Origin of the sequence: Aliidongia dinghuensis (genome assembly GCF_014643535.1) — a bacterium.
GTDB classification, from domain to species: Bacteria; Pseudomonadota; Alphaproteobacteria; order ATCC43930; family CGMCC-115725; genus Aliidongia; species Aliidongia dinghuensis.
In genome coordinates, this window is sequence record NZ_BMJQ01000013.1 from 107,872 (window position 1) to 132,788 (window position 24,917).

Consider the following 24,917-nt stretch of genomic DNA (forward strand, 5'->3'; position numbering starts at 1 on the left):
CTCAAACGCCCCCTACTTCCCCGCCGTTTCCGCGTCGGCCGGCTTGCGCAGCAGGAACTCGCGGCCGAGCTTGACGAGCGGCACGCCGTCGTAGGCGACGATGTCGGCCGTCGCATAGGTCTCGGGCCATTGGTCGGGCAGGTAGGAGCCGGTGCCGACCACGTCCAGGGGCGCGTTGGCCGCCGCCATCATTCGGCACTTGGCCGGCGAGAAGCCGGAGGAGCCGACGATCTTCACCTTCTTGAAGCCGGCCTTGTCGAGCGCCTTGCGGAGCGCCCAGATCGCCGCCGCCGAGACGCCGGTGCCGACCAGGTAGCGCAGCTCCGCCTCGGTCCGGTAGCCGCGGATCGACTTCGGCGCATGGCGCTCCAGCACCTCGTATGATCGTGCGAGGTCGAGCCCTTCGATGTAGCGGCCGCCGTGGGTGTCGAGCCGGACCGAGAGCCGGCCGGCCGCCGCGAGCTCCGGGAAGCGCCGGGCGACCGCCAGGGCGTCGGTGATCTCCTGGCCGAAGAAGTCGGCAAGGATGGTGAGCGGCTCGTCCGGGAAGGTCTCGTGATACATTTCGGCCGCGCGCACGGTCGAACCAGCGTAGCCGATCAGGGCATGCGGCATGGTGCCGAGGCCGCTCTCCCGGTCGAAATAGTGCGCGGTCTCGGTCGTGGCATTGCCGATGAAGCCGATGGCGCCGACCTCGGCCTTGGCGGCGGCCGAGCCGACCGAAGCGGCATAGGCCATCATCTCCGCCATCTCGGCGCCGGCGCAATGGCGCGCGTCCATGGCGATGAACGCGACCTTCGGCAGCTCCTGGCACATGACATAGGCGTTGTAGGCGGCGACACAGGGCGCGCCCAGCCGCTGCAGATAGAGCGTCTCGAGGTCGATCAGGTGCCGGAGCGGCCCGGTAATGTAGATGAGCGGGTCGCCTGCGCCGACCCATTCGCCTTCCTTGCGCAAGAGCTCGATCCCGAAGCGGACGCCGCGCTCGCGCGCCGCCTTCTCCAGGAACTCGACGACGAGGCGCGGCGTCGAGATGACCGGCCGGCGCATGAACACGGCATAGGTCACTTCCTTGTCGCCGAACCGCTCGACCACCTGCTTGGTGCGCAGGAAATAATGGTCGGTCAGCTTCGGCACATTGGCGAGGTCCGGCATGTGGCTGACCGCTCGCCGACGGCTGCGGGCAGCGTCCGGCATGTCAGGACGCCGCCGCCAGCGCCGACCCCGACGGCTTGCCCATGGCGAGCCGCCGCGACTTCAATTCTTCCGCCATGAGGAACGCGAGCTCCAGCGACTGGCTGGCGTTGAGCCGCGGGTCGCAATGGGTGTGATAGCGATCGCCCAAGGAGCTGTCGCTGATCGCCTGGGCGCCGCCGATGCATTCGGTCACTTCCTGGCCGGTCATCTCGAAATGCACGCCGCCGGCCTGGGTGCCCTCGGCCTGGTGCACGTCGAAGAAGCCGCGCACCTCCTTGATGATCCGGTCGAACGAGCGCGTCTTGTAGCCGGTCGAGGACGTATGCGTGTTGCCGTGCATCGGGTCGCACACCCAGACGACCTTGCGGCCCTCGCGTTCGACCGCGCGCACGAGTGGCGGCAGCAGCTCCGTCACCTTCTCCGAGCTCATGCGCGTGATGAGCGAGAGACGGCCGGGCTCGTTCGCCGGATTGAGGATGTCGATCAGGCGCAGGAGGTCGTCGGGGTTGGTCGTGGGGCCGGCCTTGAGCCCGATCGGGTTCTTGATGCCGCGCGCGAATTCGACATGGGCACCGTCGAGCTGGCGCGTGCGGTCGCCGATCCAGACCAGGTGGGCCGAGCAGTCGTACCACTCGCCCGAGGTCGAATCGACGCGGGTCAGCGCCTCTTCGTAGGGCAGGAGCAGCGCCTCGTGCGAGGTGAAGAACTCGGTCTCGCGGATCTGCGGGCTCGTCGCCGAGGTGAAGCCGCAAGCCGCCATGAAGTCGAGCGTCTCGGTCAGCCGGTCGGCCAGCGCCTGGTAGCGCTCGCCCTGCGGGCTCTTCGCGACGAAGCCCTGGTTCCAGAGATGGACCTGGTGCAGGTCGGCATAGCCGCCGCTCGCGAACGCGCGCAGCAGGTTGAGCGTCGCCGCCGACTGGCTGTAGGCCTGCACCATGCGCTGCGGATCTGGCACGCGCGCGGCCGCGGTGAAGTCCATGCCGTTGATGATGTCGCCGCGGTAGGACGGCAGGCTCACTTCGCCGATCGTCTCCATGGACGAAGAGCGCGGCTTTGCGAACTGACCGGCGAGGCGCCCGAGCTTCACGACCGGCACGGCCGCGCCGAAGGTGAGCACGACCGCCATCTGCAGCATGACGCGGAACGTGTCGCGGATATTGTTCGCCCGGAACTCGGCGAAGCTCTCGGCACAGTCGCCGCCCTGCAGCAGGAAGGCCTTGCCCTCGCAGGCGTCGGCGAGCGCCGTCTTCAGGCGCCGCGCCTCGCCCGCGAACACGAGCGGCGGGAAGTTGCGCAGGAGCCCCTCGACCGACTTCAGCGCATCCCGGTCCGGATATTCCGGCACCTGGACGATCGGCTGGCCGCGCCAGCTGTCAGGGGACCATTTCTCGGCCATTTCCGCCTCGTCTCTTGCTATTCGGCAGCCTTTGCCACCGGATCGGGGAGCTTGTCGCGCATGGTGACGAACTCCTCGGCTGCGGTCGGGTGGATGCCGACCGTCTGGTCGAACTGCCGCTTGGTGGCGCCGCACTTGAGCGCGATCGCCAGGCCTTGGATGATCTCCGGCGCGTCGGCGCCCAGCATGTGGCAGCCCAGCACCCGGTCGGTCGCGCGATCGACCACGAGCTTCATCATCGTGCGCTCTTCGCGCCCGGTGAGCGTGTGCTTCATCGGGCGGAACCGCGCGCGATAGACGTCGACCGCACCGACCTCCGCCCGTGCCTCGGCCTCGGTCAGGCCAACGGTTGCGATCGGCGGCTGGCTGAACACGGCCGTCGGCACGCCGGTCGGGTCGAACTTCGTCGGATTGTCGTTGAACAGCGTCTCGGCGAGCGCCCGCGCCTCGGCGATCGCGACCGGCGTCAGGTTGAGCCGGTTGGTAACGTCGCCAACGGCATAGATCGACGGCACGCACGTCCGCGACCATTCGTCGACTGCGACGGCGCCCGTCTCGTCGGTCGGGATGCCGACATTCTCGAGCCCGACGCCCTCGGTATTCGCCCGGAAGGCCGTCGAATGGGCGCGCGTGTTCGGCTCCCGGCCCGTAGCGTAGAGCACCTGGTCGACCTCGATCGTGGCCCCGGTGGCCGTCGTCAGGATCAGCCCCCCCGCCCCCTTGTCGATGCGGGCGATTTCAGTGCGCGGACGGATCTGGATGCCGTGGCGGCTGAGCGCCTCGGTCAGGCTCTCGCGCACGTCCTCGTCGAAGCCGCGCAGCACCCGCTCGCCGCGGATGACGAGCGTCACCGCACTGCCCAAGGCCGCGAAGATGCCGGCGAACTCGACTGCGATATAGCCGCCGCCGACGACCGCGACACGCTTCGGCAGTTCCGGCAGGTCGAGCGCCTCGTTCGACGAGATCGAATGCTCGATGCCGGGGATCTCGGGCGCCACCGGCCGGGCGCCGGTCGCGATCAGGATGCGCTCGGCGGTGAAACGCTCGCCGCCGACCTCGACCGTGTGCGGATCGATGATCCTGCCGCGCTTCTCGTAGAGCTTCACCCCGCTGTCGGCGAGCAGCTTCTTGTAGATGCCGTTGAGCCGGTCGGTCTCGCGGTTCTTGGCCGCGATCAGGCTCGCCCAGTCGAACCGGGTCTCGCCGACCGTCCAGCCGTAGCCGGCCGCGTCGGCGAAGTCCTCGGCGAAATGCGCGCCGTAGACGAGCAGCTTCTTCGGGACACAGCCGCGGATGACGCAAGTGCCGCCGACCCGGCTGTCCTCGCATATGCCGACCCGGGCGCCATAGGAGGCCGCGCGGCGCGAGCCGGAAACGCCGCCCGAGCCGGCGCCGATGGTGAAGAGGTCGAAATCGTAGCCCGCCATGATGTCCGTCGATGCCGCCTTCGAGTGATGCGCCTTAAGCCGGTCCAAGGGCCGGATACGCTAGTCCTGCACGAGCGCATTGCCCAGGCCCTTTACGCAGACGCGCGTTGCCGCGAGCGCAGGGATGGTGGCGGAAGAGATAAGACCTGACCCGCCGATCCCCAAGGGGCGACGCCCCGAGCGCCATCGCCAGCAGCAGCGATCTTTCCACTACGTCTGGCATGTCGAATGGCGAGGCGATATCGTCATTCCCGTCAGATACGTCCCGCCCGGACAGGGAGGCACTCCCATGATGAGGCCCGATCCGACCTTCCACGCATCGCCCAAGCTGGCGATCGAAGCAGCCCCTGAGAACATCGCCTATACGTTGCTGCTGAGCCCGGACTTCTCGAAGCCGGACGCCCTCGCCGTGATCGACGTGAAGCCCGGCTCGCCGACCTTCAGCCAGGTCGTCCATCTGGTGACGATGCCCAACAAGGGGGACGAGTTTCACCATTTCGGCTGGAACGCCTGTTCCTCGGTCCTGTCGCCGCTCTCCGGCCACGCGTTCCTCGAGCGGCGCTACCTGATCATTCCCGGGATCCGGTCCTCGCGCATCTATGTCGTGGACACGAAGCCGGACCCCACGAAGGCGCAGATCTGCAAGATCATCGAGCCCGAGGAGATCTTCAAGAAGACCGGCTACTCGCGCCCCCACACGGTCCATTGCGGGCCGGACGGCATCTACGTCAGCACGCTGGGCGGCAGCGGCCCGGACGGAACCGATGGACCACCCGGCATCTTCATCATGGATTGCGAGACGTTCGAGGTGCTCGGGCGCTGGGAGATCGATCGCGGCCCCCAGACCCTGCACTATGATTTCTGGTGGAACCTGCCGCGCGACTACATGGTGACGAGCGAGTGGGCACTGCCGCCGCAGTTCGAGAACGGCCTCGTGCCGGAGGACCTGCTCTCGAACAAATACGGCCACCGGGTCCACTTCTGGGACTTGCGCGCCCGCCGCAACATCCAGACCATCGATCTCGGCGCCAATCACCAGATGGCGCTCGAGGTGCGCCCGGCGCATGATCCGGTGCGCGAGTACGGTTTCCTCGGCGTCGTGGTCGACACGACCAACCTCGAGGGCTCGATCTGGACCTGGTGGCGCGACGGCGGCCGGTTCCATATCGAGAAGACGGCGACGATCCCGGCCGAGCCGGCAGCCAAGGACCAGCTGCCGCCCCCGCTGCAGGGGTTCGGCGCCGTGCCCCCGCTGGTATCCGACATCGACCTCTCGCTCGACGACCGGTTTCTCTATGTCGCCTGCTGGGGCACCGGCGAGATGCGCCAGTACGACGTCACCGAGCCCCGAAAGCCAAAGCTGGCCGGCTCGGTCCGCATCGGCGGCATTGCTCGCCGGACGCCGCACCCGAACGGCAAGGTCTTCGCCGGCGGCCCGCAGATGGTCGAGATCAGCCGCGACGGCAGGCGGGTCTACTGGACCAACTCGCTCTATTCGACCTGGGACGACCAGTTCTATCCGGCCGGCGTCCCCGGCGCCGAGGTCATGGCCCATGCCGGTCCGAACGGCGGCCTGGAGCTGGCAACCGACTACTGGGTGACATTCCCCGACGGGTACCGGGCCCATCAGATCCGGCTCGAGGGCGGCGACTGCTCGACGGACTCGTTCTGCTATCCCTCTGCCTGACTGCCACCAGGATGGAGGGGACGCCGACCTGGCTGTGGCTGGCCGTCATCGCGAGCGGCCTCTATCACGGCGTGAACCCGGCGATGGGATGGCCACTCGCCGTCTCGGCGGGGCTGATGGAGCAGCGCCCGCGCGCGCTCGTTGGCGCGCTTTGGCCGCTGACGATCGGCCACCTGGCAGCAATGCTCCTGATGGTCCTGCCTTTCGCGCTGCTGGTGGCGCTCGTCGCATGGCAGCGGCAGATCCAGGTCGGCGCCGGCCTCCTTGTCGTCGGGTTCGGCGTCTTCCGCTTCGTCGTCCGGCGCCATCCGCGCGCGCTGGCGCGGATACGACCGACGCAACTGGGGCTCTGGTCCTTCGCCGTGGCGATCGCACATGGTGCCGGCCTGATGCTCGTGCCGATCTACCTCGGCCTCTGCCGGTCCGCCGGGCGCGACGGCGGCGACCGGGCGGCGGGCGCGCTCATCAACGCCGACGTCGGCATGGGCATCCTGGTCTCCGTCGTCCACGCGCTCGCGATGCTCTCGGCCGGCGGGCTCCTGGCGTGGCTCGCCTATCGCTACCTCGGGCTGAAGCTCGTGTCGCGAAGCTGGTTTAATCTGGATGCGGTCTGGGCCTTGAGCCTCATCCTGGTCGGCGTCCTCTCGCTTTCGGCCACCCTTGCGCCCGCACCCGGGCTGTGGTGATCAGCGCGCGGCCGCGGCCTTGTAGCCGTCGGTCAGCGTACCGAGGAACGCGATCACATCGTCGATCTCGGCGGCGTCCAGCGCCGGCTTGTCGCCCGGCTTGCGGTCGAACGGCGGGTCGGTATTGACGTTGCCGTGATAGGCCGCGGGCAGGTCGTCGTACTTGTCGACAGTGCCATCCGGCTTGCGGCCGTACCATTTGCCGGGATCGGTATCGCGCTCGACGTAGAATTCCAGCACCTGACGCAGGCTATGGAATCCGCCGTTGTGCATGAAGCTCTGGCGCAGCGCCACGTTGCGCAGCGACGGCGTCTTGAACAGGCCGCAATATTCCTTGCGATCCTTGAAGTCGGTCCGGTCCGGCCCGCACAGGCCGAGGTCGAAATGGTTCGGATCGGCATTGACCGGGATCGCCCGGTTGCGCGGCACGCCGATCGCGATCAGGCCGTAGTCGGTGAAGCTCGGCGGCGTGCCGTTAGGGGCACGCTCGCTGATGTGGCAGCTGGCACAATTGCCCTTGGCCGGGTCCTCGAACAAGGCGAGCCCCCGCGCCTCGGCCGGTGAGAGCGTCGCCTTGCCGGCGAGAAAGGCGTCGTACTTGCTCGAATAGGGATAGAAGACCCGGTAATCCTGCTCGTAGACCTCGATCGCCTCGGCCGCCGCGTCGAACACTTGGTCCGGCGTCGCGAGCTTCACGCCCAGGATGCGTCGGAGGGCGGCCGCGTAGCCCGCCTTCTCCAGTCGCCCCGCGACCTCGGCCGGGTTGCGGTTCGCCATTTCATGGGCCGAGAGCAGCGGGATGCGCGCCTGGTCGCGGCCGCGGTCGACGCGTCCGTCCCAGGTGAGGCCCCCGGTCGGGCCGTTGTCGACACTCTCGTCGCCGTCATCCTCGCTCTCGAAGAAATGCTCGGTGAAGGGCGGCGTCGCCTCGAGATATGTGAGCGACGGCACGGCGCGCGTACCCGGCTGCTTCATATCGGCGCCACCCATCTGCACCGGCAGGGCGTTGGCCGGCGAGAAACCGTGGGCCGGATCATGGCACGAGGCGCAGGAGAGCTTGCCGGACGCGGAGAGGTGCGGGTCGGTGAACAGCTTGGCACCCAGCGCCTGCAGTGCCTCCGCCTGGCGGCGCGCCTCAGCGCGCGACATGACTTCGGCGGGCGCCTTGCCCGTCGCAACCAGGCCGACAAGCACCGGTAGCAGGGACCAGAGGATTTTTTTGCGGACTATCCCCATAGTTTCACAGTCTTATGCTCGACTGGCACGATCGAAGCGCATCCATAAGGGGGACAGGGACGTGAAGGCACAGCGAGTATTGTCGGCCTCTGTTACAGGTTTGTTGGCGCTCGGCGCCCAGGCGTCGGCCCTGTCAACACCCGCCCTCGCCGCGCCAGCGGGCGGCATCGATCAGATCGACACGGTCGTCGTGATCTATGCCGAGAACCGCAGCTTCGACAATCTCTATGGCAGCTTCCCCGGCGCCGACGGCCTGAAGCAGGCCTCGCCCACCAGCCTGAAGCAGTACGACCGCGACGGCCAGGTCATGGCCGAGCTGCCGCCCATCTGGGACGGGCTCACGGCCAAGGGTGTGACGCCGCCGGTGATCCAGGCGGTGACGGAGCATATGCCGAACCGGCCGTTCGCGATCGACAATCCCAAGGGGCTCGACACCAAGCTCGACGTCGTGACCCACGATCTCTGGCATCGCTTCTACGAGAACCAGATGCAGATCGACGGCGGCAAGAACGACAAGTTCGTGGCATACGCCGATGCCGGCGCGCTCGTCATGGGCCATTACGACGGCCGCAAGCTGCCGATGTGGCAGGTTGCCCGCAAATACACGCTCGCCGACCATTTCTTCATGGGCGGCTTCGGCGGCTCGTTCTTCAACCATTTCCAGCTGATCTGCGCCTGCGCGCCGAAATACCCGGATGCGGACAAGAGCCCGGCCAAGGATTCGATCTCCGAGGTCGAGGCCGACGGCGTCACGCTCAAGATCGCCGACAATTCGCCGAAATCGGTGCTGGGCGGCATCCCGAAATTCGTTCGGGACGGCAACCTCACGCCGGACTTCTATGCCGTCAACACCATGCAGCCGCCCTATCAGCCGAGCGCCAACAAGCCGGCCCAGGGCGGCGATCCGGCCTATGCCGATCCGGCGGTGGCGACGACCCTGCCGCCGCAGACCGAGCCCAATATCGGCGACCTGCTGTCGGCCAAGGGCGTCACCTGGGCCTGGTACGGCGGCGCTTGGGCCGCGGCGCTCGACGGCAAGGGCGGTGCGCCGGTGAACTTCCAGTTCCACCATCAGCCGTTCAACTATTTCGCCAACTACGCGCCCGGCACGCCGGCGCGGGCCGAGCATCTGAAGGACGGCGGGCTCAACGGCGCCGAGTTCATCAAGGCGATCGATGGGGGCAGCCTGCCCCAGGTCACGTTCTACAAGCCGCAGGGCAATCTCAACGAGCATGCGGGCTATGCGGACGTCGCGTCGGGGGACAAGCACCTGGCCGACCTGATCCATCACCTGGAGAAGAGCCCGCAATGGAAGCACATGCTGGTCGTCGTGACCTATGACGAGAACGGCGGCTTCTGGGACCATGTGGCGCCGCCCAAGGCCGATCGCTGGGGTCCGGGCACGCGCATCCCGGCCTTCATCGTCTCGCCCTATGCGAAGCGCGGTTATGTCGATCACACCACCTACGATACGACCTCGATCCTGCGCTTCATCACCCATCGCTTCGAGCTGCCGGCACTGCCCGGCATCAAGGCGCGCGACGAAGCGCTCGCCGCCAACCACAGCCCGGCGCTGGGCGACCTGACGCAGGCGCTCAACCTTAGCGGAAAGAAAGGCAGCTAGTCCGGCGCCGATGGGCCGCGGATGCTCACTCCGCGGCTCCACGCCTCCGTTTTGGTTTGTTCTGTATCGGGCGATCTCCCAGAACCCTTTGAGTCCTCAGGAAATTATGCAGGTGTCTTGCGTGTAATACGAAGAGTTGATGACTGCCGGCGACGGGTTCCCAAGCCCATATACCTCAAAGGCAGCAGCCAATCTTCGCGTCTGGATAACTCTCAATTTCTTGGCGATCCAAACAAAAGCGTGATTCACGCATATTTGCCGCTCCACAGCGTCGGCAGAGATCAAGACATAGTATATAAGTTTCGCAAATTGCCCATTATTGTGACTTATTTTTCTGATCTTGTCATACAGCAGGCCAGATGAGAAAATTTCTTGTTCACTCATTCGGTTTTTTTCTGCAAGCCATTCATAATTCGCCACAACGCCAAGATCACTGATCGCCATTCTCATGGCTATATCCCTTGCCCGCTGCATGAGTTCGATCCTAACGCCGCTCGTAGCATAATATCCGTTCAACATTTCCTTGCATGTCAGCGCCATAACCATCTGTTCTGCCGGAGACATTTCCGAAATTATTATGTTCTTTATTTCTTCTGGAAGATCGCACCACGACATGATCGCCTCCAAGAATATACAATTTTCGACCCTATATATTTGACCGATACTCGCAAAATATGCAATCGGCAGGAGAATTAACGATCACGATATACAACCAGTACGTCTAGTCATATTTCGAACGTTGCGGCTACGCAAAGAGAAGAACCGGTCCGCCAAGCAAGTTCAGGCCCCGCCCGACCCCTCGTCCTTGAGCCAGGCCCGGAGCCGCGCGATCTTCGGCCGGTTGGCGATCGCCTCCGGACAGACCAGGTAAAAGCCGTAGCGGCCGGGCATGTCGAGCGCGAACGGGCGCACGAGCCGGCCCTGCAGCAGGTCGTCGCCGAGGATCGTCGAGCGGCCCATGGCGATGCCCATGCCGGCGATCGCCGCCTCGAGCCCGAAACCGATATCGTCGAACAGCACCAGGTCGCGCGGCTTCAGGTCCGGCACGCCGGCGGCGGCGAGCCAGCGCGGCCAATAGGGCCGGTTGATGAGGTCGAGCAGCACATGGTGGCGCAAGTTCTCGGGCGCCTTGAGCGCGTGCGGCCCTTCGAGGAGCTTCGGCGAACAGACCGGATAGACCTGGTCATCGAGGAACCGGTCGGCGTGCAAACCCGGCCAGGCCCCGTCACCATGGCGGATCGCCGCGTCGACGCCCTCGCGCGCAAAGTCCGTGTAGTAGTTGCTGGTGAGCAGGTGCAGCTCGATGCCCGGAAAGCGCTCGCGGAAGCGCCCGAGCCGCGGCGCCAGCCATCTCACCGCGAAGGACGGCGAGACATTGACCGTCAGCACGCCCTTCACCTCATGCTCGATGACCGACGCGACGCCCTCGGCCAGCCGGTCGAACGCGTCGGCGACGATCGGCAGCAGCGCTTCGCCGGCCTCGCTCAGCACGAGCGCACCAGGCATGCGTTTGAAGAGGGCGATGCCGAGCCGGTCCTCGAGCCCGCGGATCTGATGGCTGACGGCGCTCTGCGTCACGCTCAACTCGGCCGCCGCCCTGGTGAAACTGAGCAGACGGGCCGCCGCCTCGAACGCGCGCAGACCGTTGAGCGGCGGCAGTCGACGCTCCATGAAGCACCCCCATGAATTTATCTCATGAACCCTAGAGAAAGCCGCGTTTGCCGGCAAGCCCGGGCGGTATCAGGTTCTCGTCATCGGCCTCGAGCGCCGAACCAGACAGACCCGAGACCTATCATGTTCGCCACTGCCAGCCAGATCGCCATCAACACCCCCGCCCGCTTCTCCTTGACCTCGTTCGTCCAGACCGTCGCCCTGTGGGCCGGCCGGTCGAGCCAGCGCCGGGTGCTCGCGGCCCTGACCGTGGACGAGTTGAAGGACGTCGGCATCGACCAGGCGGCCGCCGTGACCGAAGCCGCAAAGCCGTTCTGGGCCGCCTGATTGCCCGGTCGGAGGGGGCCGTTGCCGCGCCCGCCGGCCTATCGCAAACAAAAACCCCCGGGACGGCAACAGTCGCCCCGGGGGCCTCTGCCGCTCAGCGCTAGCGGCTGATCCGATCCAGCACCGCGTGGATCTGGCTCGTCGACATGCCGAGCAATTCGGCCGCCCGTGCCGGCTCCGCGCGCATCAGTTCCTCGACGCCGGCGACCGTCGGCGCGACCATCGCTTTTACCTTGTCGGCATCGGCGGTCCGGCCACCGGTCGCCGTTGACGACGCCGTGGCTTTGCCCGCGATCTGCGAGGTCAGGTAGAAGACGGCGCCCGCCGTGCCTTTCTCGGCGCTGATGACGACGCCGGGATCGCTCGTCCGCGCGATGATGTTTCCGTATCCGGCCGCCCGGAGCGCGGCCTTCACGTCGTCAATCAGTTTGTCGTTCGTGTCCATCTCAAGTCTCCCAATGAGATCCGTTAGGCGAGATTCAGGCCAAGTGCGACGTCGTCGCTGGCGTTCTGGATGAAGACGCCTGGCGTGCTGACGCCGGTGCCCGGCAGGTAGTGGAGATTGCTGAACGGGACACCGGCCGCCTTGGACAAGGCCTGCTGGAGGATCGGCCCGACCTGCGAAACCACGTTCGGCATCGCGGCATTGAGGCCGGCCGTGATGTGGCCGGTGCAGAACGGGCCGCCGCCATTGTAACTGAACCAGGTGCCGTCGACCGCGCCCTGCAGGTGACGCTCCCCGTCGAGGAACAGGAAGAGATAGACCGAGATCGTGCCGTCGGCATCGCTGCAGTACCACGGCGTCTCGATATGGAAGTCGAAATCGACGCGGACGAGCATGTCGCTGATGTTGTGAGCGAACGGGTTCTGGAAGAAATACGGCACCGACGGCCACACGACGCCCTGCACGCGGATCTTGCTGGTCAGCGAGGCGCCGGCATCGATGAGTTCGTTCGCGACCAGGCCGGTGGTCGCGTTCGTGGCGATCTGCGCTCCCAAATCGATCGTCAGCTCGGTATCGGGCCGGTCGACGATCAGTAACGACCCCAGCGATTTCTCGCTGAAGGGCTGGCTCGTCGGATCCCTCATATTGAATATGGTGAACGTCCCATTGAAGAACCCATTCAGGAAAACATATTCACTTGTGGTAGACATCATAAATTCTCCCGTAAATATCTTCATCCGACCCCGTCATTCAGACGTCTGGTCAATATATTGGCAGCGCAAACATGAAAGTCGCGCCACCCTCCCGTGCACATATCGGCAGAGAGATCGACCTTCTACAATAGAGAGAAAAATTTTCTAATGAACTACTTCACATTGCTCGCGTGACAGGGGGGAGCGCCGTGCGCCCCAGATGCGGCAGCCCGACCTGCGCATGTGCCATAAAAATGACGCGCCACTTTCGATTGCATTTTCCTTGGCACCAGTTCAGCGTTCCGTCGCTGAGTGATCGGCGCCTAGAGTGATGGATTCTGCCTTTGGGCTGAGCCCGGTGGCTTCGGCGGCACGTGGCTGGAGGTGGGGCGATGACGTGTCGCGGATTGCCGATCCTGGCCGCCGTCGCGCTCGCGTTGCTCGCCGCTCCCGGCGCTTCGGCCGAGACCGCCCAACCGGCCGCCGTTCCGTCTTCCTTCACCATCCGGAACCTGGGCGCCTTTCCGGGCGACTACTCTGGCGACGCCGCCGGGATCAATAACTGGGGCGACGCCGTCGGCTATTCGCTGACCGACGATTTTGTGAACTTCGTACCGGTACGGCCGGTGTTGTTCGCGAACCGGCAGGTCTTCCGCTTCCACAGCCTGCCCTACGAGCCGCCCGGCTTCGATCGCGGCAGTGCCGTCGCCATCAATGACGAGGGCGTCGCCGTCGGTACTGTCTTCGCCGCGAAGGGCCCCACTCACGCCGCCCAGTTCGCCCCCAGCGCCACGAGCGACCTCGGCACGGTCCTGCCCGACGGGAACAGCTATGCCACCGGCATCAACAACCGGGGCCAGGTCGTCGGCTACGCGGACGCGGTCTTGGGCGAAAACGGTATCCTGACCCATGCCGTCCGCTATGCCGGCGGCAAGGTGATCGATCTGGGCGTCCTGCCCGGGGGCAGCTACAGCTACGCCACCGGCATCAACGATCAAGGCGTCGCGGTGGGCTATGCGACGACCGCGACCGGCAGTCTTCATGCCGTCAGCTTCGCCAATGGCCAGATCGCTGACCTCGGCGTGCCGCCCGGCGGCTCCAGCAGCATGGCGCTCGGCATCAACAATCAAGGGCAAGCGGTCGGTTCGGCAGATTTCGGCACCGGCGCGTCCCATGCGGCCCTGTTCGCGAACGGCACGATCACCGACCTCGGCACCCTGCCCGGCGGCGCCAACAGCGTGGCCACCGCCATCAACAATCTAGGCCAGGCTGTCGGCTGGTCCGACAACGGCACCGGCTTCTCCCGCCCGGTGCTGTTCGTCCGGGGCCAAGTGATCGATCTCGGCACCTTCGCCGGCATCACCAACGCCTATCCGGCCGCGATCAACGATCTGGGACAGGTCGTCGGCACCGTCGAGCTGGCGATCAGCCCCGATCCCGACCTGCAGAGGACGCTCGGCGTCATGTGGACGCCGGCCGCCCAGGCGATCATGCCTCGACAAGTGACAGGGACGCGCTAGGGGCGTCGCCAGCGATCGGGCGCCCCACCAGCATGAAATGGTTCGCCTGTTCCATGAAGCCGGGCAGACGCGCATAGGTGTCCTCCAGCCGGTCGAGATGGTCACGGCTCACGCGGTCGCTTGCGAGCGACGCCGGGTTCCAGCGGGGATCCTGCACGAAACGGCTGTGGAACAGGTCGAGGCCGCGCAGATCCTCGACGACGAAGCGATCGGCGAAGCTGTCCCGGAATTCCGCCGCCGTGAACAAATGGAAGCGCAGGACGAAGCTGCGGCCGTCGTAGAGTTCGACCCGGCATAGATCCCGCTCATGGTCGTGCTGGAAATGACGCGCCTTCTCGACCGAATCGACGAAGATCGATGGCGTGCTGCCGACTGAGCGGACCGTGGCCACGAAATGGCCGCGAGTGACGCGCGCCATCTCGGCCGATACCCGCGGCAAGCTCTCAGCCGGCAGATGGCTCAGCACGCTATAGAGACAGAGCGTCAGATCGACCGAACCGTCCGCCTCGGGCAACGGCTCGGTCAAATCAGCGACATCGAAGACCAGCACGACGCCCGGCAATTCGCTGAGCCGCTGTCCCAGGTCGCGCGCCGTCCGGATCTGCGTTTCGGCCACGTCGAAGCCGCGCGCGATGATGTTGGAGAAACCCAATTCCAAGGCGCGCGTGACGAGCCGACGGAGCCATGTGCCGGGGCCACAGCCGGCATCGAGGATGCGGACGACTTGCGCGCCGCGCGCCCGCAGTTCCGTGAGCTTGCCGTCCAGCACCGACCAGAGGCAGCGGTCCGCATAGGCATGCGGCCCCGAGAAATCGAACAGGTGTTCGGGGTCGCCGTCGGCATACGCCACGTATGCGCTGCCGGCACGATTATAGATGCTGGCGATGGTCTCGCTCCCCTGGATTTCGACCAGAGAGACGCGAGGGTGAGATCGTTGGACCGCGTGCATGCTTAACCTCTGCAGCAGTTGAGGCAACAGGTTCACGCAAATAGTTCTCCCTTTTATCAATACAAAAGCAAGACAACAGCAAATACGGCCTTATAAAATTCTCATAAATAAAATCGACCGCCGCCATCAATAAGTCGTAGCATTGATTATATGGCACAAGCCGCCTATGAATATCAGGCGATTACGGCTCGCACTTGCTGAGCATTCAGTTCAAGCGAAGCCGTTGCGAAAGAACTCTTTCAAGGATTGATCGACATGAGAGCAGAGCCTGGTGTGCGCCGGACCATCATCCGCGAGTGGATGGCCCTACCGCCGGAAAAGCGGCGAACGGTGGAACAGGCCGCGGCCTTCGCCGCCAAGGCGGCCGAGACGCACCGGTTCGGCGCCGGCGGCGATCCGCAGGCCCGCGTCGTGGTCTGGCTCGCGCCCCGCACCGGCCGGGCGTGACGGCCGGGCGTGAACTCGAGAAACCCTTATGACAGGAGGCCCCCATGGCCGATCTCGTCGACATCGCCATCCCGGCCAGCGCGCAGCCCGTTGCCGAGGCGCTCGGCCTCAAGGTCCAGCGCAGCGTGACGAGCGGGGCGCGCATCCGGCAGATTCCGCGGGATGAGGCGGAACTCGTGATCGAATATCTGCAGCAGTCCGGCTTTCCGGCGCGCATTGTCGAGCCGGAGCCGCGCGACCGGCCCGGTACGACGCGCGCGGCCTAGCCGAGGTTGCCCGACCCCAGCGGCCGAAACTAGGCCGCGCGGACGGCGGCGATGAAGGTTGCCACTTCCCGCCGCATGCGCTCGGCCTGCTCGGACAGTTCGGTTGCCGCGCCCAGGACCTGCTGGGACGCCGCACCGGTCTCACCCGCCGCGACAGACACGCCGGCGATATTGTCGGCAACCTGCTGCGTGCCCTGCGCTGCCTGCTGGACATTGCGCGTGATCTCGCCGGTCGCAGCACCCTGCTCCTCGATGGCGGCCGCGATCGTGGTCGTCACCTGGTTGATTTCGGCGATGACGCTGCCGATGCTGTTGATCTCGGCGGCCGTTCCGCTGGTCGCCGTCTGAATTTCGCTCACCTGGCTCTGGATCTCGCCGGTGGCGCGCGCCGTCTGGCTGGCGAGCGCCTTCACCTCGGACGCTACGACCGCAAAGCCCTTGCCCGCCTCGCCGGCCCGCGCCGCCTCGATCGTGGCATTGAGCGCCAGCAGATTGGTCTGCCCGGCGATGCCCTCGATCAGGCGCACCACCTCGCCGATCTTCTCGGCCGCGCGCGACAGGCCTTCGACCGTATGGCTCGTCCGCTCAGCCTGGTCGACGGCGCGGCCGGCCACCGCGGCCGAGTGGGTCACCTGACGGCCGATCTCGCCGATGGACGCAGCCAGTTCCTCGGCGGCGGCGGCCACGGTCTGCACATTGGCCGAGGTCTGCTCGACGGCCGCCGCCACGGCGCTGCTCTGTTCGGAGGCCTGGTCGGCCGTGCTCGACATGGTCTGCGCCGCGGCACGCAGCTCGGTCGAGGACGAAGCGACGGCGTCGACCATGATCTTGACGTTCTGCTCGAACTCGTCGGCAAGGTGGTTCATCGCCGCCTTCTGCTTCGCCTCGGCCCGCGCCTTCATCTCGACCTGCTCGGCCTCGAGCGCGCGGGTCCGCGCCAGATTCTCCTTGAAGACCTGCGCCGTCTTCGCGATGTCGCCGATTTCATCGCCGCGCTCGGTACCGGTGACGGCGACCTCGAGGTCGCCCTCGGCCAAGCGGCGGAGTAACGCCACGATCATCGCGATCGGCTTCGAGATGCCGTATTGCGACAGGAAGAAGCCCAACGCCAAGCCCGCCGCGATGCCGACGAGGCTCGCCACGACGAGCGTCGTGCTGATGGTCTCATAGAGCGCCTGACTGGCTTTCGCCGTCGCCGCATTGCTCGCGTCCGCCGCGTCGGCGTAGGCCTTGACCGTGGCGATCGCAGTCTCTGCTTCCGCCCGGTTCTTCATCGCCTCGGCGAAAATCGCCTTCTGGCTGTCGCTGATCGACGCGTCCTTGGCGTGCGCGTCGACCGCGCGCAACACGGCATCGAGTCCCGTAATGAACGCCTGATAGTCCTTGGTGACGGTTTCGAGCAGCCGGGTCTGCTCGGCATCAGACGTTTTCACGAGCCTGGCGGCCCGAGCCTCGAACTCGGCGCGCCGGTCGCTGATGACCTGCCTCGCCGCTTGCACAGTCTCCGGTGACGGATCGGCGGTCATCCGGAATTCCGCGCGATTGATCGCCAGCAGATCCTGGTTCATGCGCGCCGCGGTCAGTGCTTCCTTGCCGGTCTCGGCAATGTCCGAAGCGGCGGCACTCAGTTGCTGGGCAGCATCGATCGCCATGTAGCTGATCGCCAGCGTCACGGCGCTGATCAGCGCCACCAGGACCAGCAGCTTCGTCTTGATGCGGACGTTCGCCAGCATGTCTCGCCTCCAGCTTCGGATCGGCACCGGTGGCGGCAGAGCCGCTCGGGCACCCTCGACGCTAGGAGGCGGCGCTTGTGAAGCCGTTAAGAATGGGACATCGGGGCTACGCTCCCGGCCGAGGCCGGGAGCGCCAGCATTCTCAGGCGATGCCGCCGAGGCACAGGTACTTGATCTCGAGGAAGTCCTCGATGCCGTATTTCGAGCCTTCGCGGCCGAGGCCCGATTGCTTGACGCCGCCGAACGGCGCCACTTCCGTCGAGATGATGCCCTCGTTGATGCCGACGATGCCATATTCCAGGCCCTCGGCAACGCGGAAGATGCGGCCGATGTCGCGGCTGTAGAAATAGGCCGCGAGGCCGAACTCGGTATCGTTCGCGAGCTTGATCGCCTCGGCCTCCGTCTTGAAGCGGAAGAGCGGTGCCAAGGGCCCGAACGTCTCCTCACGGGCGACGGCCATGTCCGGCGTGACGTTCGTGATAATGGTCGGCTCGAAGAAGCTGCCGCCCAGGGCATGGCGCTTGCCGCCCAAGGTCACCTTGGCGCCCTTCTTGACGGCATCGGCAATGTGCTCCTCGACCTTGGCGACTGCCTTGTCGTCGATCAGCGGCCCGATCACGGTGCCCTGATCGAAGCCGTTGCCGACCTTCAACGCTGCGACCGCGTCGGCAAGCTTGCCGGCGAACGCGTCATAGACCTTGTCCTGCACCAGGATGCGGTTGGCGCAGACGCAGGTCTGGCCGGCGTTGCGGTACTTGGACGCGATGGCGCCCTTGACCGCCGCGTCGAGGTCGGCGTCGTCGAACACGATGAACGGGGCATTGCCGCCCAGCTCCATCGAGCATTTCTTGATGGTCTCGGCCGCCTGGCGCAACAGCACCCGGCCGATCTCGGTCGAGCCGGTGAAGGTCACCTTGCGCACGATGTCGTTCGACGTCATCTCGCCGCCGATGGCCGACGCACTGCCGGTCACGACCGAGAACACGCCCTTGGGCACGCCCGCACGCTCAGCGAGCTCGGCCAAGGCCAAGGCCGAATAGGGCGTCGCGGTTGCGGGCTTCAGCACCATGGTGCAGCCGGCAGCCAAGGCCGGGCCGGCCTTGCGCGTGATCATCGCGGCCGGGAAGTTCCAGGGCGTGATCGCGGCGCAGACGCCGATCGGCTCCTTCAGCACGATGACGCGCTTGTCGGCGCCGTGCGGCGGGATCGTGTCGCCGTAGATGCGCTTGCCCTCTTCGGCGAACCATTCGACGAACGAGGCGGCATAGGCGATCTCGCCGCGCGATTCGGTCAGGGGCTTGCCCTGCTCCGCCGTCATGAGCCGCGCCAGATCCTCCTGGTTCGCCATCATCAGCTCGAACCATTTCCTGAGGATGTTGGCCCGCTCCTTGGCGGTCTTGGCACGCCAGGCCGGGAGGGCTGCGTTCGCCGCCTCGATGGCGCGCCGCGTCTCGGTCGCCCCCATGTTCGGCACCGTACCCAGCTCCTTGCCGGTCGCGGGATCGGTCACGGCCACGGTCTTGCCGCTGTCGGCCGGCACCCACGCGCCGTCGACATAGGCCTGCTCGCGAAACAGCTTGCTGTCGGTCAGTTGCATGACATCTCTCCCTATGGGGCGCGGTTTTCCTCGACCGAACCCGGGCGGCACTCGTCCGATCCCGGATCCTCGTCAGATGCGCCGGAATTGCTTGCCGAGGCGCAGGCCCTGGCTCTGGTAGTTGGACCCGATACCCTGGCCATAGAGCTTGTCCGGCCGCTCCGTCAGGCGCTCATAGACGAGGCGGCCCACGACCTGGCCGTCCTCGATCAGGAACGGCACCTCGTGGGCGCGCACCTCGAGCACCGCCCGGCTGCCGGCGCCGCCGGTCTCGCCAAGCCCGAAGCCCGGGTCGAAGAAACCCGCGTAATGCACGCGGAACTCGCCGACCAGGCTGTCATAGGCCAGCATCTCGGCGGCATGGTCGGCGGGCACCACGACCGATTCCTTGGAGGCCAGGATGTAGAAGTCGTTCGGATCGAGGATGATGCCACTGCGGCCGCGCCGATGGATCGGCTCCCAGAAATCGAGCGGGTCGTAGTAGTCGATCCGGTCGAGATCGATGAGGCCGGCATGGCGGCGGGCGCGATATCCCACGAGCCCGTTCTCGTCGCCGCGGATGTCGACGGTGAAGGCGATGCCGCCCTTGATGTTGGCCTGGTCCGGCGCCGTGTCGTTGAGGCCGACCGCCTGATGGAGCGCCCGGAGTGAGGTGTCGTCGTGGCTGGGCTCACCCCGGCGCAGGCGCAGCTGCAAGAGCCGCGTGCCGGTATGGACGCGCACGCTGAAGGCGCGCGGGCTGATCTCGGCATAGAGCGGCCCGGCATAACCGGCCTCGACCCGGTCGAACTCGGTGCCGTGGTCAGTGATGAGCCGGGCGAACACGTCGAGCCGGCCGGTCGAGCTCTTGGGATTGGCAAGCGCGCTCAGGCCGGGCGTGAGCCGCACCGACTCGAGGAGCGGCACGATATAGACGCAGTGCCGCTCGAAGACCGCGCCCTTGCTGAGGTCGATCGCATGCATCTCGACCGCGTCGAGCCGCTCCTTCACCGTCGCGTGCCGCCCCGGCAGGAAGCTCGCGCGCACGCGGTAGGCAACGGGCCCGAGGCGCAGGTCGACGCTCGCCGGCTGCACCTGGTCATCGAGGATCGGCTCGCTCGCCGTGATCGCGCCCTCGGCGACGAGCGCACGCAGCGTCTGCGACGGCAGGATGCCGGTGTTGAATTTGGTCGTGCCGCCGTCGCTCATCCCGTCGTGCCTATTCTCGCGTGCCTAGATCCCGAATGGTGAGAGAAGCATCAAACGTGGGCGCGAGACAAGACGACGCGAGCGCGCGCCGCCAGCGAGCCCCGGGGGCACGGCGCCAAGCCTGTCGCGCGGACGTACGGGACTATTTCCGGCGCGGCGCCTTCTTGCGCGCCGCCTGCTCGCCTTCTTTCCGTGTAACGAATAGCCGGCCGGCCTGCTGGGCCGCAGCGCGATTGAGATAGTTGCCGCACTCGAACCGTTGGCCGTCGAACGTCACCGACAGCTCGAATTTCTGCGGCCCCGCCTCGCGGATCTCGATCGTCGCCCTGCTCTCGGCCATACCCGCTTCACCTCATTGCCCAGCGGCCACCATAGCTCACGGGCTTGCCAGCGCCAGCCCTGCCAGCGCCAGGACCAGGGCGGGCGGCATCACGATCAGGCCCAAGCGCAGGAACTGCCGCGTGCCGACGTGGGTCCCCTCGCGCCGCAGCGCCACCAGCCACAGGATGGTCGCAAGCGAGCCGGTGACCGAGAGGTTCGGCCCGAGGTCGACGCCGACCAGCAGCGCCCCCGTGACCGCCTGCGGCAGGCCAGCACCGCCGGCGAGGGCGCCGCCAGCGAAGGACCCGGCGATGAGCCCGACCGGCAGATTGTTCATGAGATTGCAGGCGAGCGCCGAGAGCAGGCCCGCGGTCCAGGCCGCATGGGCGACCGATCCGTCGGCCGTCGCCCGCAGCTGCTGCGCCAAGTCCTGCAGCACGCCGGTCTCGGCAACCCCGGCGACGAGCACGAAGAGGCCGCCAACCAGCGGCAGGACGCTCCAGGAAACACCGCGCAGCAGGGCCCAGGGCACTGTCCGCTGCTGCAGCAGGACCGCTGCGGCCGTGAGCGTGCCGGCGAGGAAGGTCGGCAGGCCGAGCGGCTGGCCGAACGCCGACGCCAGCAGCAGGACGAGCGCCGTGAGCGCGATGCCGCCGGCGGCGAGTGCCCCGCCCGGCGCCAGGTGCGGCAAGGGTACCTCGGCCGCGATCGGCTGGCTGAGCGCCCGCCGCTGCGTCAGGCGCAGGCCGACATAAGTTGCCCCGATGGCGAGTGCCGAGGGCAGCGCGAACCGGCCGAGCCAGTCGAGCAAAGGTGGCATGGCACTGCCGAAGATCACCAGGTTGGCCGGGTTGGAGATCGGCAGCACGAAGCTCGCCGCATTCGCGATGAAGGCGCAGACGAAGAGATGCGGCAGTGGCTCGGCCCCGGCCGCCCGGGCGGCGGCATAGACCGCCGGGGTCAGCACGACCGCAGTCGCATCGTTCGACAGGAACACGGTGACGAGAATGCCGACCAGATAGACGAGCCCGAACAGGCGGCGGGCCGAGCCGCGCGCCCGGCGGGTTGCGAGCGCTGCGAGCCAGTCGAATAGCCCCTCCTGCCGGGCAAGTTCGGCGAGCAGCATCATGCCGACGAGGAAAAGATAGACGTCAGTGCCCCGGCCGATGGCGGCGAGCGCGTCGCGCCAGGGCAAGAGGCCGGTCGCGACAAGGACGGCGGCGCCGGCGACGGCCCAGATCGCTTCCGGCAGGCGCCGGGGCCGCAGGATGACGCCGCCCACGGCCAGGACCGCGGTCGACCAGATGGCCTCCGCGGCCGAAAAAGAAATGGCGATGCTCATGGCTCCCTGTTGCGCCGGGTCGGCCTACGCCGGTCAATTTCACCGGGCCGATGTGACGCGAAACTTGCTCGATTTCAAGCGGAGAGCCGTTGGAGACACGCTTGCGTCCGGCGGCGGTTTCGCCGCTGCCGGACGCAGGGCTCAGAACACAGGCGTCAGGATACGAGGGTCGCATCCAGCGTGATGTCGGCCTTCAGCAGCTTCGAGACCGGGCAGCCGGCCTTGGCCATGCTGGTCAGCTTCTCGAATGTCGCCTGGTCGGCACCGGGAATCTTCGCCTGCAGCGTCAGGTGGACGGCGGTGATGGCGAAGCCGCCTTCGACCTGCTCGAGCGTGACCTTGGCGCTCGTCTCCATCCGCTCGGCGGTGAGCTTGGCCTCGCCCAGGATCAGCGACAGCGCCATGGTGAAGCAACCGGCATGAGCGGCTGCGATCAGCTCTTCCGGATTGGTGCCCTTGACGCCCTCGAACCGGCTGGCGAAGCCGTAGGGATAGGCCTCGAGCGCGCCGCTCTCGGTCGTGATGGCACCCTTGCCGTCCTTGAGCCCGCCCTGCCAGACGGCGGAACCCTTGCGATCGATCTTCATGGTCGTTCTCCCAGCGGGTCGATGCACCGGTGGCGCGGCAGCGCCACCGCGGCGCAGAATCGCTCCACCGCCGGGCCGGCGCTAGCATGAAACGATGACCGATTGTCGGAACCTCTCGCCTCGATAACCTCTCGCCGCGATGCAGCGCCGCATCCTGTCCGTCAGGCCCATGCAGCACTGTTTGCCGCGCTGCGCCACGGACGAGCTGGACGAGGCACGCAGGTGCCGCGGCCCTGCCGGCCGCGCGCGTCGAGAAAGGCCTCGAGCGCCGAGATATAGGCGCCGTCGCGGAACACCTGCTGCTTGCCGATCGCGACCTTGTCGCGCAACGCTCGCCGTCGCCCGGGATCGCGGCCAAGACGGATCGCCTTCGCGACATAGTCGTCGACCGAGCGGGTGATGGTGTCGGTGATCTGCATGCGTCGGAGGATCGCCGCCGTATGGCGGCCGCGCATCAGCCCGCCTTCCAGCGTCACGATCGCCGGGTCCTGCACGAGCGCGTCGAGCGTCGATTTGCCGCCGGACCAGCCGATGGTGTCGAGCACCACGTCCGCCTGGCCGATCGCAGCGAGGAAGCGCTGCTGGTCCATGGCCGGCAGGAACACGCAATGGTCAGCCGCATCGAGCCCGACCGCCGCGAACGCCTGCTCCAGCCGGCGTCGCAACAGGTTCGTGACCGCCCGGCTCTTCGCGAACTCGATGAAGACGAACTGGCAGTCGCCGGCGCCGAGCGCGATCCGCGGGAAGACCGCGTCGAACTGCGGCAGGTACTTGTAGATCGCCTGCCCTGACCAATAGACCGTGGCACCCTCACGCAGGCCGAGTGCCGCACGCCCGATCGCGGCTGGCGGTGCCCCACCGGGATCGTAGTAGGTCGACAGGTTCGGCAGCAGCACCAGCTCTTCGGTATAGTGTGCGCCGCTGCCGGGCGGCTCCATCAGCGCGTTGCTGAGGAACACGTCCATCGTCGCATAGCCGGTCGTCTCCGGATGGCCCCAGCTCACGCACTGCACAGGGGCGAGCCGGAGCGCGCCCAGCTGCGCCGCCATCGGATCCATGCCGATCTCGGGATAGAGCAACACCTCCGGCCGGTCGTCGAGGATGAGGCGCCGCCACTCGGCGGTCGGCCGACCGCCTTCGACGAAGCGGGCGCAGAGATCGCGCGCCAGATCCGTCTCCGCGTCGTGTGTCGTGCCGGTGTGATAGCCCAGCACCTCGAAGCGCGACCGGTCGAGCTGCTTCAGCCAGCCCTCGATGAACAGTTTCCAGATCGTATGGTCGTGAAAGAAGCCGCTGACGATGCCGAGCCGGATCTTGCTGCCGCCGGCCGAAGTGCCGTGGAGCGCCGGCGTCGGGTAGCGCGCCGCCATGGTCCGGCACAGGAGATCGCCGTAGAGCTCCTGCAACGCCCGGTCGTTGTAGCCCTGATAGGCCAGAAAGAACGGCTGACTGGCGCCGGCGCCCTCGGCCAGCTTTTCAAGCGGAAAGACCGTGCCGGCGTCCGCGCGCAGCTGCTTCAGCTGACGCAGATAGTCGGTGCGGCGGCGGAACAGCTCGAGCTCGTCCTGATAGAGCACGGGCAGTTGCGCCATGCAGAGCGCCAGACGCGCGGCACCGTAATTGGGCCGGATCGCGAGCGCCCGCTCGTAGCACGCCGTCGCCTCGTCGAGCCGGCCGTCGATCTGGCAGACGCAGCCGAGATTATATTGCGCGTCGGCATGGTCCGGCTGGCGCTGCAGCGCCCGGCGATAGCACTCCTCGGCCTCGTCGAGCCGGCCCAGCTCCTGCACCACGATGCCGAGATTGTTGTGGGCCGCGGCGTGGTCGGGGGCGAGCCGCAGCACGGCCCGATAGAGCGCCTCGGCTTCGGGCCAGCGCCTCAAGTTGATCAGCAGATTGCCGAGATTGTAGGAGGCACCGGCATGGTTCGGCCGCGCGGCCAGGCAGGCGCGATAGCTGGCCTCGGCCTCCGCCGGCTGATCCTGGTCGGCCAGCGCGTTGGCGAGATTGTAGAGAATCTCGGGCGCGTCGGGACTGAGCTCCAGGGCACGGCGGTAGCAGGCGACGGCGTCCACCCCCTGCCCCAGCTCGCGCAGCACCGTGCCGAGATTGCTTGCGATCTCGGCGCTCGCCGGACGCAGGTCGAACGCACGCCGGTAATGCTCGGCTGCGGCGGCGCGCTGCCCCAGGTCGCGCAGCAGGTTGCCGAGGTTGTTGTGATAGGGTGCCGCCGCCGGGTTGATCTCGATTGCGTGCCGGATAAGGGCGGCCGCCCCGTCGAGATCGCCCGCCTGGTGCATCACCAGGCCCAAGAGATGCAGGCTGTCGGCGTGGGCAGGATCGATCGCCAGGATGTGCCGATAGATCGTCGCGGCCTCGGCGATCCGACCGGCCTCATGGTGGCCGATCGCAATTTCGAACAGGGCTGCGGGGGTACCCACGCCATCGTGCGGCGGTGTCACCTCGCTCATGACCGGGCGACCGGCAAGAGGAACGGCACGGGCATTCTGAGATACCTCCTCGGAAGCAAGGCCTTGATTCGGCACCTTTCCCGAGGAGCAATCACCCTGCCGCAGCCC

At 66.7% G+C, this 24,917-nt stretch carries 23 protein-coding genes; 7 read left to right on the plus strand and 16 right to left on the minus strand.

What is annotated here, in order from left to right; genetic code table 11:
- Positions 1 to 12 precede the first annotated feature (12 nt).
- The 3 genes from IEY58_RS23305 to gor are packed head-to-tail and all read right to left on the minus strand — an operon-like array spanning position 13 to position 4,020.
- Positions 13 to 1,197, minus strand: a complete 1,185-nt coding sequence (locus IEY58_RS23305; RefSeq protein WP_189050285.1) for a nicotinate phosphoribosyltransferase — start codon at positions 1,195 to 1,197, stop codon at positions 13 to 15.
- Position 1,198: 1 nt separating this feature from the next.
- Entirely contained in the window at positions 1,199 to 2,593 is a 1,395-nt protein-coding gene (locus IEY58_RS23310; protein WP_189050286.1) for a class II 3-deoxy-7-phosphoheptulonate synthase, read from the minus strand.
- Positions 2,594 to 2,610: 17 nt separating this feature from the next.
- Positions 2,611 to 4,020, minus strand: coding sequence for a glutathione-disulfide reductase (gene gor, locus IEY58_RS23315; protein ID WP_189050288.1), 1,410 nt, complete (start codon positions 4,018 to 4,020; stop codon positions 2,611 to 2,613).
- Positions 4,021 to 4,309: 289 nt separating this feature from the next.
- Here gor and IEY58_RS23320 point away from each other — a divergent pair, with 289 nt between their 5' ends.
- Both IEY58_RS23320 and IEY58_RS23325 read left to right on the plus strand, forming a co-directional pair.
- Complete coding sequence (locus IEY58_RS23320; protein ID WP_229743904.1) at positions 4,310 to 5,707, plus strand: selenium-binding family protein; 1,398 nt, start codon at positions 4,310 to 4,312, stop codon at positions 5,705 to 5,707.
- Positions 5,708 to 5,718: 11 nt separating this feature from the next.
- A complete protein-coding gene (locus IEY58_RS23325; protein ID WP_189050290.1) occupies positions 5,719 to 6,393 on the plus strand; it encodes a hypothetical protein in 675 nt (224 codons plus the stop codon).
- Here the strand turns inward: IEY58_RS23325 and IEY58_RS23330 are convergent, their stop codons facing one another.
- Positions 6,394 to 7,542 (minus strand): cytochrome-c peroxidase, encoded by a 1,149-nt coding sequence (locus IEY58_RS23330; protein ID WP_229743905.1) that lies wholly within the window; start codon positions 7,540 to 7,542, stop codon positions 6,394 to 6,396.
- 148 nt (positions 7,543 to 7,690) lie between these two features.
- Between IEY58_RS23330 and acpA the strand changes: the two genes are divergently transcribed.
- A complete protein-coding gene (acpA, locus tag IEY58_RS23335) occupies positions 7,691 to 9,253 on the plus strand; it encodes an acid phosphatase (protein ID WP_407648434.1) in 1,563 nt (520 codons plus the stop codon).
- A 96-nt stretch (positions 9,254 to 9,349) separates the two neighbouring features.
- Here acpA and IEY58_RS23340 read toward each other — a convergent pair whose 3' ends face one another.
- A complete protein-coding gene (locus tag IEY58_RS23340; RefSeq protein ID WP_189050296.1) occupies positions 9,350 to 9,868 on the minus strand; it encodes an F-box protein in 519 nt (172 codons plus the stop codon).
- Between the two features lie 165 nt (positions 9,869 to 10,033).
- Positions 10,034 to 10,924, minus strand: coding sequence for a transcriptional regulator GcvA (gene gcvA, locus IEY58_RS23345; protein WP_189050298.1), 891 nt, complete (start codon positions 10,922 to 10,924; stop codon positions 10,034 to 10,036).
- Positions 10,925 to 11,047: 123 nt separating this feature from the next.
- Here gcvA and IEY58_RS23350 point away from each other — a divergent pair, with 123 nt between their 5' ends.
- Positions 11,048 to 11,251: a DUF1127 domain-containing protein gene (locus IEY58_RS23350; protein ID WP_189050300.1), complete on the plus strand. Its 204-nt coding sequence runs from the start codon at positions 11,048 to 11,050 to the stop codon at positions 11,249 to 11,251.
- A 100-nt stretch (positions 11,252 to 11,351) separates the two neighbouring features.
- Here IEY58_RS23350 and IEY58_RS23355 read toward each other — a convergent pair whose 3' ends face one another.
- Positions 11,352 to 11,696, minus strand: coding sequence for a hypothetical protein (locus tag IEY58_RS23355; RefSeq protein WP_189050302.1), 345 nt, complete (start codon positions 11,694 to 11,696; stop codon positions 11,352 to 11,354).
- 23 nt (positions 11,697 to 11,719) lie between these two features.
- Positions 11,720 to 12,340, minus strand: a complete 621-nt coding sequence (locus IEY58_RS23360) for a hypothetical protein (RefSeq protein WP_229743906.1) — start codon at positions 12,338 to 12,340, stop codon at positions 11,720 to 11,722.
- A gap of 440 nt (positions 12,341 to 12,780) precedes the next feature.
- Between IEY58_RS23360 and IEY58_RS23365 the strand changes: the two genes are divergently transcribed.
- Positions 12,781 to 13,908: a DUF3466 family protein gene (locus IEY58_RS23365; RefSeq protein WP_189050304.1), complete on the plus strand. Its 1,128-nt coding sequence runs from the start codon at positions 12,781 to 12,783 to the stop codon at positions 13,906 to 13,908.
- On the opposite strand, the gene IEY58_RS23370 is transcribed toward IEY58_RS23365, so the two are convergent.
- Positions 13,877 to 14,758, minus strand: a complete 882-nt coding sequence (locus IEY58_RS23370; protein WP_189050306.1) for a class I SAM-dependent methyltransferase — start codon at positions 14,756 to 14,758, stop codon at positions 13,877 to 13,879. The genes IEY58_RS23365 and IEY58_RS23370 overlap by 32 nt on opposite strands.
- 354 nt (positions 14,759 to 15,112) lie before the next feature.
- On the opposite strand from IEY58_RS23370, the gene IEY58_RS23375 reads away from it, so the two are divergent.
- Both IEY58_RS23375 and IEY58_RS23380 read left to right on the plus strand, forming a co-directional pair.
- Positions 15,113 to 15,304: a hypothetical protein gene (locus IEY58_RS23375; protein WP_189050308.1), complete on the plus strand. Its 192-nt coding sequence runs from the start codon at positions 15,113 to 15,115 to the stop codon at positions 15,302 to 15,304.
- Positions 15,305 to 15,348: 44 nt separating this feature from the next.
- Entirely contained in the window at positions 15,349 to 15,570 is a 222-nt protein-coding gene (locus tag IEY58_RS23380; RefSeq protein ID WP_189050310.1) for a hypothetical protein, read from the plus strand.
- Between the two features lie 29 nt (positions 15,571 to 15,599).
- Here the strand turns inward: IEY58_RS23380 and IEY58_RS23385 are convergent, their stop codons facing one another.
- From IEY58_RS23385 to IEY58_RS23415, 7 genes are all read right to left on the minus strand, one after another.
- Positions 15,600 to 17,303: a methyl-accepting chemotaxis protein gene (locus IEY58_RS23385; protein WP_189050312.1), complete on the minus strand. Its 1,704-nt coding sequence runs from the start codon at positions 17,301 to 17,303 to the stop codon at positions 15,600 to 15,602.
- A 142-nt stretch (positions 17,304 to 17,445) separates the two neighbouring features.
- A complete protein-coding gene (gene gabD, locus IEY58_RS23390; protein ID WP_189050314.1) occupies positions 17,446 to 18,900 on the minus strand; it encodes an NADP-dependent succinate-semialdehyde dehydrogenase in 1,455 nt (484 codons plus the stop codon).
- A 72-nt stretch (positions 18,901 to 18,972) separates the two neighbouring features.
- Positions 18,973 to 20,088: a 2'-deoxycytidine 5'-triphosphate deaminase gene (locus IEY58_RS23395; protein ID WP_189050316.1), complete on the minus strand. Its 1,116-nt coding sequence runs from the start codon at positions 20,086 to 20,088 to the stop codon at positions 18,973 to 18,975.
- A gap of 142 nt (positions 20,089 to 20,230) precedes the next feature.
- Positions 20,231 to 20,428 carry a dsRNA-binding motif domain-containing protein gene (locus IEY58_RS23400; protein ID WP_189050318.1) on the minus strand — a complete coding sequence of 66 codons (198 nt, stop codon included), beginning with the start codon at positions 20,426 to 20,428 and terminating at the stop codon, positions 20,231 to 20,233.
- Between the two features lie 36 nt (positions 20,429 to 20,464).
- Positions 20,465 to 21,751 (minus strand): arsenic transporter, encoded by a 1,287-nt coding sequence (locus IEY58_RS23405; RefSeq protein ID WP_189050320.1) that lies wholly within the window; start codon positions 21,749 to 21,751, stop codon positions 20,465 to 20,467.
- Between the two features lie 155 nt (positions 21,752 to 21,906).
- On the minus strand, positions 21,907 to 22,338 hold the full coding sequence (locus tag IEY58_RS23410) for an OsmC family protein (RefSeq protein WP_189050322.1): 432 nt from the start codon (positions 22,336 to 22,338) through the stop codon (positions 21,907 to 21,909).
- Positions 22,339 to 22,499: 161 nt separating this feature from the next.
- The gene (locus IEY58_RS23415) at positions 22,500 to 24,809 is read right to left on the minus strand and encodes a tetratricopeptide repeat protein (RefSeq protein ID WP_189050323.1); all 2,310 of its coding nucleotides are present in this window, start codon (positions 24,807 to 24,809) and stop codon (positions 22,500 to 22,502) included.
- Positions 24,810 to 24,917 lie beyond the last annotated feature (108 nt).